General features: G+C 53.1%; 11 protein-coding genes. 10 read left to right on the forward strand and 1 reads right to left on the reverse strand.

All coding sequences use genetic code 11. The features are described from left to right. Window positions 1–4: 4 nt before the first annotated feature. From GC090_RS23190 to pilV, 6 genes are all read left to right on the forward strand, one after another. Window positions 5–1,525 (forward strand): ATPase, T2SS/T4P/T4SS family, encoded by a 1,521-nt coding sequence (locus tag GC090_RS23190; RefSeq protein WP_324022289.1) that lies wholly within the window; start codon window positions 5–7, stop codon window positions 1,523–1,525. Continuing rightward, the gene (locus GC090_RS23195; RefSeq protein WP_324022291.1) at window positions 1,522–2,637 is read left to right on the forward strand and encodes a type II secretion system F family protein; all 1,116 of its coding nucleotides are present in this window, start codon (window positions 1,522–1,524) and stop codon (window positions 2,635–2,637) included. The genes GC090_RS23190 and GC090_RS23195 overlap by 4 nt, the downstream gene beginning before the upstream one ends. A 74-nt stretch (window positions 2,638–2,711) precedes the next feature. Further along, on the forward strand, window positions 2,712–3,251 hold the full coding sequence (locus GC090_RS23200) for a type 4 pilus major pilin (protein ID WP_324022293.1): 540 nt from the start codon (window positions 2,712–2,714) through the stop codon (window positions 3,249–3,251). Between the two features lie 49 nt (window positions 3,252–3,300). Continuing rightward, window positions 3,301–3,765 (forward strand): lytic transglycosylase domain-containing protein, encoded by a 465-nt coding sequence (locus GC090_RS23205; protein WP_324022295.1) that lies wholly within the window; start codon window positions 3,301–3,303, stop codon window positions 3,763–3,765. 20 nt (window positions 3,766–3,785) lie between these two features. Then, window positions 3,786–4,439, forward strand: a complete 654-nt coding sequence (locus tag GC090_RS23340) for a prepilin peptidase (protein WP_416381895.1) — start codon at window positions 3,786–3,788, stop codon at window positions 4,437–4,439. Beyond that, window positions 4,439–5,809, forward strand: a complete 1,371-nt coding sequence (gene pilV, locus GC090_RS23210; RefSeq protein ID WP_324022297.1) for a shufflon system plasmid conjugative transfer pilus tip adhesin PilV — start codon at window positions 4,439–4,441, stop codon at window positions 5,807–5,809. The genes GC090_RS23340 and pilV overlap by 1 nt, the downstream gene beginning before the upstream one ends. 7 nt (window positions 5,810–5,816) lie before the next feature. On the opposite strand, the gene GC090_RS23215 is transcribed toward pilV, so the two are convergent. Beyond that, window positions 5,817–6,323 (reverse strand): sugar O-acetyltransferase, encoded by a 507-nt coding sequence (locus tag GC090_RS23215; protein ID WP_324022299.1) that lies wholly within the window; start codon window positions 6,321–6,323, stop codon window positions 5,817–5,819. A 165-nt stretch (window positions 6,324–6,488) separates the two neighbouring features. Here GC090_RS23215 and GC090_RS23220 point away from each other — a divergent pair, with 165 nt between their 5' ends. Genes GC090_RS23220 through GC090_RS23235 form a run of 4 tightly spaced genes read left to right on the forward strand, consistent with a single transcriptional unit; the run spans window position 6,489 to window position 9,233 of the window. Continuing rightward, complete coding sequence (locus GC090_RS23220; RefSeq protein ID WP_324022301.1) at window positions 6,489–6,959, forward strand: DotD/TraH family lipoprotein; 471 nt, start codon at window positions 6,489–6,491, stop codon at window positions 6,957–6,959. After that, on the forward strand, window positions 6,956–7,780 hold the full coding sequence (locus GC090_RS23225; protein ID WP_324022304.1) for a type IV secretory system conjugative DNA transfer family protein: 825 nt from the start codon (window positions 6,956–6,958) through the stop codon (window positions 7,778–7,780). The genes GC090_RS23220 and GC090_RS23225 overlap by 4 nt, the downstream gene beginning before the upstream one ends. After that, window positions 7,780–8,946: a plasmid transfer ATPase TraJ gene (gene traJ / locus GC090_RS23230; protein WP_324022305.1), complete on the forward strand. Its 1,167-nt coding sequence runs from the start codon at window positions 7,780–7,782 to the stop codon at window positions 8,944–8,946. The genes GC090_RS23225 and traJ overlap by 1 nt, the downstream gene beginning before the upstream one ends. Then, entirely contained in the window at window positions 8,943–9,233 is a 291-nt protein-coding gene (locus GC090_RS23235) for a hypothetical protein (protein WP_029571110.1), read from the forward strand. The genes traJ and GC090_RS23235 overlap by 4 nt, the downstream gene beginning before the upstream one ends. Window positions 9,234–9,262: the final 29 nt, after the last annotated feature.

The following is a 9,262-nucleotide window of genomic DNA, read 5'->3' on the forward strand; positions in this document are numbered from 1 at the left end:
ACCGATGGAGTTTAGTGAAGAGAGTGTCAGCTGGTTATATCTGGATGAGAGTGTTCAGGGACAGGAAAGGCTTTATGTATCAAATGAACACCGAACCCGCCCTGCTGTTATGTCTGAAATCGCCCGTGCGATGAGGACCCGCCCTGAGATCGATTTGAAACCTGTCCACCTGAGTGAGTTGCGAAAACTTCAGTCGGGTCGAAAAGGGCTTATCGTCTCAGAAGACTGGTCTCCTGAGCAAAGGAAAGTGGTGGAATACATGGGGCGAGCGGGTGAAGCTCACGCATCAGATTTGCACATGCTTATTGGGGTAGGGGACGTTACGGCGATGGTATTCCGGGTCCATGGTGATCTGGAGCTGCAGTCGGAGCTTACCTTCGATGAAGGCATGAGTCTGGCTTCAACGATCGTCATGTCCATGTTCGACAGCGGGCCACAGCAGTTCAGTGCCAGTGATGAGCAGGATGGACGGCTACGTAACGAGTTTGTGAAGGATATCGGTCTCTATGCAGCCCGTTACTCGGCTGTACCAACTGAGTCGGGTCTCTACGTGGTGCTCCGTATCATTCTTGATGAAAGCGACGATATCCCCTCACTCGATGTGCTGGGTTACCTGCCAGAACAGCAGAAACTCATTCGCCGGATGCTTAAGCGACCAGAAGGGATCATGATCACTGCGGGCCCCACAGGCTCCGGTAAAAGCACAACGATGCGTACGTTCTGCCAGATGTATATTGAAGAGACTAAAGGCAAACGGAGGCTGATTACTGTTGAAGATCCTGTTGAAGGAAAAGTTAAAGGTGCTGTTCAGACCACTATCATTGCTGACCGCAATGACCCGGAATCAGTAACGCGGGCCTGGCAACGTCGCCTTGCCGCGCTTAAGCGACTCGATTACAACGCCGCGGTGGTTGGTGAAATAAGGGATACCTGGTCAGCCAACGCCAGTATCAGTGAAGCGAAGAGTGGCACTCTTGTGGAGACAACCACGCACGCTAATGATGCCACCGGCATTATTGATCGCCTTACAGATACCCTCGGGATTGCTCCAGGCATGGTAATGGACCCCCAGGTCGTGATAGGCCTCATCGCACAGCGTCTTGTGCAAATACTTTGCCCTTCATGCAAAAAGAAATGGGAAGACGTCAGGGATCATCTCACTGAAGATGACCGTGAGCTTGTTGAAGCTCACTGCGACCTTGAGACCGTTGCATTCCGTAATCATGATGGCTGCACCGCTCCTGGCTGTTGGCATGGTATTACAGGGCGTAAAGTCATCGCTGAAGTTATTCGACCAGATGCCCGTTTCATGCAGCTTTACCGGGAGCGAAGTAAGCTTGTCGCGCGCAGCTACTGGGTTCATCACATGAGCGGCATTACCCGCGGTATGCATCTCAAACGCTACATTGCTGCAGGTTTAGTTGACCCCATTGACTCCGATAAATTCAGTCCTCTCGACGACGACGATCTGAATATCCTGCCTGCTGATGAACTGCAACTGATACTGCAGAGAGGGTATGTATGACTGATCTTATCCGGTTATTGCGGGAACGATTTAAAGGTTCAATGGCAAAAGGAACAGCCCGTTCCGATGGATTGGGCCGCTGGATTGCAAAAAAAACCTTCGGCACCAGTGACCGCACGACTTTATATGAGGATCTGGCCTTTTTACTTGAGAATAATCAAAAGACGGAAGACGCTGTCGCTGGCATGCAGCGCAGCCGGCGTCGTAAAAACGACCCCTTACTGCTGTGCCTCAAAGACATAAGCCATGCACTGAAACGTGGGCGTGGACTGGATGGGGGACTGGAGGGGTGGGTTCCCAGGCAAGAAATGACCATTCTCAGAGCCGGGCGGGAAGCGAAAGATCTGCGTGGGGCCCTGTTAAGAGCTATCGAAGTTGTAAAAGGCATTGGAGAAATGAAAGTCACCGCGCTGGCTAACCTCAGTTATCCGGTGATGTTGCTCTCAGGCACTTTTTACATGATGAAAATGGTGCATGACCGTTTTCTGCCGCGTCTTATGCAACTCAGCCCTGTAGAAAACTGGGTGGGATCACTCTGGTGGCTGGGCTCTCTTACAAATTTTTTCGTGGATAACCGCTACGTGTTAGGTGCAGGTTTATTTGCATTTACTGCCTGGGTTATATGGTCGCTTCCCCGGCTGACCGGCTATGTCAGAAGCAAATTCCTGGACCATATTTTTCCATGGAGTCTCTACCGAGAAATGCAGGGGGTGTCATTTTTACTGAATCTCAGCGCTCTACTGCGTGCTCAGGTCAGAACTGAAGATGCACTGGATAAACTCAGCAGGCATGCTCCTCCCTGGTTGTATGAGCGACTTGTTGCCACCAAACGTCAGGTTGCTAAAGGAAAACATCTGGGGCTTGCTTTGGCTGACAGCGGATATGCTTTTCCATCGCGTGAGGCGATTGACCGTCTCATCATGCTTACTTCTGGCCCTGGAGGTGAGGACAACATTGAAAACTTTGCGCGTATGTGGCTGAAAAAATCCATAAGCCGCATCAAACGTGTCTGCACATTGTTTCAGCTGGCAGGCATGCTCGTTACAGCCGGTTATCTCCTGCTTACCTTCATAGCAACTCAAGATCTGAACAGCATCATCAGTAATCGTTAAATTACTCACCCAAAAGAGGTTCCACCATGTTTCTATCTCTGAAACGCCCTTCGGTTCACCGAGGGGCTCTTACTTTGCCTGAAGCTATTATCGTCAGCGCTATTTCAATGGTTATCCTGGTCGCTATATATGGCTCCGGAAATGGTCTTTTTAACTCTACGGATTATTCCGAGGAAATGTCTAATGCCAGCGCGATTATGACTAATGCCCGAGGAATGCTGAAAACCGGTGGCGCTTATCAGTTCAGTGGTGCGTCGGACATGACCGGAGCACTTATAAAATTTGGTGGCGCACCCGGGAGTATGGCTGTTATCGGAACCAAAGCATCGGGAAGTGCTTCCCTGAATAACACCTGGGGTGGGGCAGTGACTGTTCAGCCAGTCAGTACAAGCGGCGGACAGAACACGGCCTTTTCATTGACCTACATGAAAGTACCGGTTGAAGCCTGCTCACAAATGGTTCAAAAGCTCAGCACAGCCAATAACGTCGCATCAACCACTATTAACGGTTCTGTGACCAGTGGTGTGGTAAGTGCAGCCGTTGCCGTTTCTCAGTGTAGCGCTAACAGTGGTTCTGACGGGACTAACACAATCGTGTTTACCAGTAATACCTGATGAAAAGCCGGGGGATAACCCCGGCATCTTACAGGGTGGATTACGCACTATGAACAGACTTCTGTCCCTGCTTTTAGCCGCAGGGCTCTGGCTTACATTTGCTCAGCCTGCACTGGCCTTCTGCTACAAAGAGGCTGGCGAAAGGTACCATATTGATCCCCTCCTTCTTCGCGCGATTAGCAAAGTGGAAAGCCGCTTTAACCCCGGGGCTATCAATTATAACCGCGATAAGAAGGGGCGTATCACGAGCCGGGATTACGGCCTGATGCAGATAAATTCTACCCAATTGCCTAAATTACGAGCCATGGGCGTGCTTAACAATGAGCAGGATCTGCTTACTAAACCCTGCCTGAACGTGATGGTTGGTGCATGGGTTCTTGCGCGCCATCTGCAGGTGTGTGGTGTTACCTGGGAATGCCTCGGAAGTTATAACGCTGGCTTTGCCGATGACAACTCAGCTCGCCGCATGATCTATGCGCGCAAAGTTTATGCCGAATATCTGGCCAGTCGCTGACCTTTCACCGGAACACCTAAATGACTTCATCTCCAGACAGCGCAACGTTCGGGATATGGATAGCCGTTTGCTCTGGGCTGTTCGTATTGCAGGCCTACAGGGCAAGCCGCTTTTTACATACATTCAAGGGGCCTCCTCTTTCAGTATTTCAGCTGGCACCTGTAGCACTGGTCTACTTCATTTGTACCGGCTGGTTACTTACATACCCAGACAGCCTGTCAGCAACCACAGTCTGGCGTAGCGTCGGATTGTTAGTGTTTGCAGTCCCCATGATTCTTACAGATCTCCGCTGCCAGTGGCTGCCAATGCGCTATACGGTTGCCTTCTGGTCAGGAGGATTGCTTTCCTCTGCTCTGCCGGGAGCAGTCCTGACATGGCCAGAGGCCTTAAAAGCAAGCGTAACTGCGTTCTGCCTTTCGGCAGCAGTAAGGTGGGTTGCCAACTATCGCCATCGTAAGGAGCGCATGGGACTGGGAGACGTCTATCTTATGGCCGGACTGTGCGCCTGGATGCCATGGAGAAGTGCATGCTATGCAGCATCCGGAGGACTCATCTTATGCTGCGTGTGCGCCATTCTGACCCGGGAAACCTCTAAACCTTTTGCACCAGCCCTGTTTGGTTACCTCAGCGGCGTATACCTTTTCTTCCCCCAACTACTGGCCGGAGTGCTCTGATGAAATTTTTGCTACGTAAACCGCGTTCAGTGCATCGCGGCGGTATGCTGCTGCAACTCATATTGGTGTTAGCCATTGTATTAATGGTTTTACCGGGCTCCATGGACAGGTATGCCGAGAACCAGCAGGAAAAAGTCTGGACGGGGGTTGCTTCTCACCTCAGTTTTGTGGCGCAGGCGGGGAAACGCTATATCCGTGATAACCGTGACACGCTTTTAAATCAGGTGGGCTCTGGGCCAGTAACGATCTCAGGCGCGACACTTAAGGCTCAGGGATATTTACCTGCCGGATTTTCACTGACCAATGACAGCGGACAAGCCTATCAACTGGCGATCGCTAAAGACCCGGGGCAGGCCGGGCAACTGGTTGCATTTGTACTGACAACTGGTGGAAGCGATATTCCTTACAAGGGCTTGCGTCAGATAGCGGCTGATTCCGAAGGCATGGGCGGTTATATCTGGCCATCAAATATGGCTATTGGTGCTGATGGTGGATGGCAGGCCAGGCTCACCGACTATGGTCTTAGCGCGCAGCAGGGCAGACTGGCAGCATTCCTTTCTGCAGACGCGTTGGGCACTGATGCAGATGAAAGCGACAGGCTTTATCGCTATCAGGTTAATGGACGACCGGACCTGAATCGTATGCATACCGCGATTGACATGAACGGGAACAACATCAATAACGGCGGCACGGTGAATGCGGCGACCGGCGCATTCTCTGGGCAGGTAACTGCCGGAGGATCTGTGACAGCCAACAGTGATGTTAATGCCGGTAATAACGTGAATGCGAGTAACGGCATCACTGCAAATAATGACATCCGAAGCAACAATGGCTGGATCATTACGCGCGGGGGTAAAGGCTGGCTCAACGAAACATACGGTGGTGGTTTTTATATGTCTGACAATAGCTGGGTCCGTTCGGTTAATGATAAGAACATTTACACCGGAGGTCAGTTGCAGGGTGGATCTGTAAGAGCCAATGGGAGGCTTTCAACCGGAGATGCGCTTCAGTTAGATGGGGTTCATAGCGAAGGCGAAAGCTGCAGCCCAAACGGGCTTTTTACGCGAGATGGTGCAGGTAATCCTTTGTCGTGTATTAATGGTGTATTGAAAGGTCCTGGCAAGCTAAAGGATTTCCAGGCAGTAAACGGCGGTGATGCATGTGGAAAGTATTCATTTTCAAAAGTTTATTGCCCTGCTGGTAAAGTACTCCTTTCAGGTGGGTATGTTCTCTCCAGATGGGGGGGCGATGGGTGGAACTCCCCAGATGCCAATCAACCTACAGGAGACGGAGGGTGGCAGATTTTCACCGGGGGAGGTGTTGCAGGTGGTTCATGTATGCAGGCCGTTGCGTGGTGTGCGACAAACTGAGTGGGGCTTATAAGTTACGTTTGAAAACAGCAGGTGAGCCCGCATACAGGCAGTTAGCTGGAACATCCTTATTAACGACGCTGTTTGCTGCAACGACGCTGTTATCACCAATGCTAACACCCGGTAACACGACTACCCCTGCCCCAAGCCAGACGTTTTTGCCGAGGATGATGGGTTTTTTAATGACAGCATCATTACGTGACGCAGGTGAAACGGGGTGGGTGACGGTGGACAGTGTTACGTTAGGTCCTATGAGTGAATCCTGACCGATAGTTATAAGCTCATTATCGAGGAAAACACATCCGGAGTTAATGTACACATTGTCCTCAATTGTTATGTTCCCGAACTCGAAAAAAAAGGGCGCTGTAATATAAGGTGAACCATTAATAATAAAACCGGCCTTACGCAAAATAACGTTAATGCGCTTATTGCTCAGTGCTTTTGTGTTAACTAAATTCCTAGCTTTCAGAGTTTTTATTCTCTTGCAGTAGCGGGAAAGGTAATAAGAAAGCATTTAGTTCTCCTTTTTTTTCAAATAGTACATTCCTGTCATTACCGATTCAATTTAACCATTTCAGTGCACTTGATTTTGTAGAGACACAACGTCTGACAGGTCAGGAACTGCAGCACTACAGCCAATAGCTACCCCATCGATTTCCTGCGATTTACCGGAGAAAATATGAAAGATTTCCTGCCGGCTGTCTGCATGACAGCCGTGATGCTGTCCGGCTGTCAGTCGGTCATGAATTCCCGAACCGAAACCCAAACAGCAAACACAGCGTCTTCTCTGTCAGCCTCTCGCCTGGCAATGCAGCGGCAGCAGTTGTGGATGGAGGGAACCATGAACACCGATGCTCCCGTACCTGTTGCAGAAATACGGTCGGACAGCGATCGCTTAACTCTACGCTGGGACGGGGATGCGATTGAACTGCTTCGTGCGCTGGCATGGGCTCGTGGCGATGAATTCAGTTATGTCGGTGTTCGTCTGCCACTGCCAGTGAACATTGATGTTCAGTACGTCACCTACGCCAACCTCCTGCGCATCATTGAAATGCAGACCGCATGGCGCGCCACGTTGCGCCGCTATCCCGGGCAGATGGTTATGGAATTCATGAGCGCTATTCCCGAGCGTCGCGGAGGCAGACGATGAAAGCCCGACTCTTTGTCCTGCTGCTGCCCGCACTACTGGCGGGCTGCGCGGGTTTTCACTTAACCAGGGCGGCTTCCGTGCCAGGGCCTGACGGGGCACCGCCTCCGGGGCCGGAAGCCTACCTGTCGCCGCAAAAGCGCGACACGTCTGACGTGTCCGACAACCGCCGTCAGATGCTGACCGAAGGCGGGCGCACCACTGGTTTTCGTGGTGGCAAGGCGCAGCGCGCGTGGGAGCTGCGCCGTGACCTGGAGGCGCGCGCGAAGCAGCTGGACATTACCTATGACTTCCGCCCACTCATCAGCGCCCGCGGCTGGCTGCCGCCAGTCATCACCGAGGCGGTGGACGTGGCGCACGTCACATCCGATCAGATCCGCACCGCGAGCCACGTCTACGAAATCATCCAGCCAGAGCGCTTCGTCAGCAACCCGCCGACGTGGCGCAGCTGGCTGATGGCCGGGCTCAGCACTGTGCCGCCGGACGAACCGGCGGGCGGACTTATTCCGGAGAATGGTGTGCAGCGCGACATCTGGCAGGCGGCGGTAAATGAAGGATGGGCAGAGGGACGCCAGAGTGCCGATGAGACGCTGGAGGCCAACGTCAACCGCCTGACGCGTGATTACAACGGCATGCTCCAGTATGTATTGCTGCGCCGCCAGAACCTTATCACTGCGCCAGTCGTAACAGAACGTCAGCAGACGGTCACTGGCGATAGTAACAAACTCACTACAGGTGACCGCGAACGTCGTCTGGAATCCCGCGCCGGTTTCGTCACCGATAAGGCGAAGTGGAAGCCGGTCATCAATACGGAGAAGCACTGATGTCAGCCACAGACCTGGAATTTTATGATTTCGGCGGTGGGCTTCATGCCGACACGCTGCGCGGCTTTATGGTGTGGTGCGCGCGCAACAACGTGAGCGACATTCATCTGCAGGGCGACAACCACTTCGTGGTGGGCCGCTACGGCCGCCTGCTCAGGGCGAGCCCCTTCGTGGTAGCAGACGACACGATGGCCAAGCTGATGGATGAGATTTTTACCCCAGAGTTGCGACCGCTGGTGCGGGGTGGGGTGCCGTCTGACCGCGCGATTCAACTCGATGGCGACATGAACGGTCGCTGGGGACTGAAACGTGGCGAGCGTATACGTTATCGCGTGAACCTGCTGCAGGGCTCGGCGGGACGTCAGGACAGCACCATTGGCTGGACGCTACGGGTTATTCCGTCTGATATTCCGCCGCTGGAAAGTCTGGGGCTGGAGCCGGATCTGATGGCTAACATTCTGCCGTCAGAGGGTATAGGACTGTGGGGCGGTATCACAGGTTCGGGCAAGAGCACGTCGCTTGCATCCACTTACCGGTATTGTCTGGATACGGACCCCGATCGCAAGGTTACCACTAAAGAGGATCCGATAGAGTTCATCCTGGGGCGTCAGGGCGACGTGCTGCCGCCACTGCAGTCGCAGGTGGGCAAAGACATTCCCGACTTTGCGACCGGCATCCGCGCTGACCTGCGACGGGCGCCTTCGGTTATCGGTGTGGGGGAGATGCGCGATCGGGAGACCATCGATGCGGGCATCCGCGCTGGCCAGCTGGGACATCTGATGCTCTCCACCACGCACATCAACTCACCGGGCGACGTGTTCCCCCGACTCATTAACGAGTTTCCCTACGAAAGCCGGGATGCCATGGCGTGGTCACTCCTGAGTGTGCTGCAGTACGTGGTTGTTCAAAGGTTGCTGCGTACCACGGACGGTAAACGCATTGCAGTGCGTGAATTTATTCTTTTCGACTATTACCTGCGCGAAAAGCTCGCCGCAAAGCCGTGGTCGCAGTGGGGCCATGACATCAACAGCATTATCCGTCTTGAGAAACGCCGCATCGTTGACCAGGCCTGGCACCTGTACCGTGAAGGTCGTATCGCCGAATCCGAGCTGGCCGTGGTGATGTCACCAGGCCAGAGGCGCGAATTTGAGGAGGGTATTGCATGAGTGTGTTCAGAAAAGAGGATTATCCGCCGGGCTTCTGGCGGTATGCCGGCAGCGCGCTGGACTTCGTCGGCATCCCCGCCTGGCTGTTTCTGCTTTATCTCTTCTGGTTCCGCTTCCCAACCATGAACACCATCTATGTTGTCAGCGGCATCATCGTCGTATTTCGGGTGGTGAAAATGTTTGGCTGGGGAGTAACTGAAATGCTGACACGCTTTGTTCGTCTTCTACGCGGCAAAAGTCTGAGCGGCCGCCCATGGTGGTATCGCCGGTTTACTGACGGTGAATAACCGACACTAATCATATTCACGGAGTCATC

This window comes from Pantoea sp. JZ29, assembly GCF_035190385.1.
Lineage (GTDB): Bacteria > Pseudomonadota > Gammaproteobacteria > Enterobacterales > Enterobacteriaceae > Pantoea > Pantoea stewartii.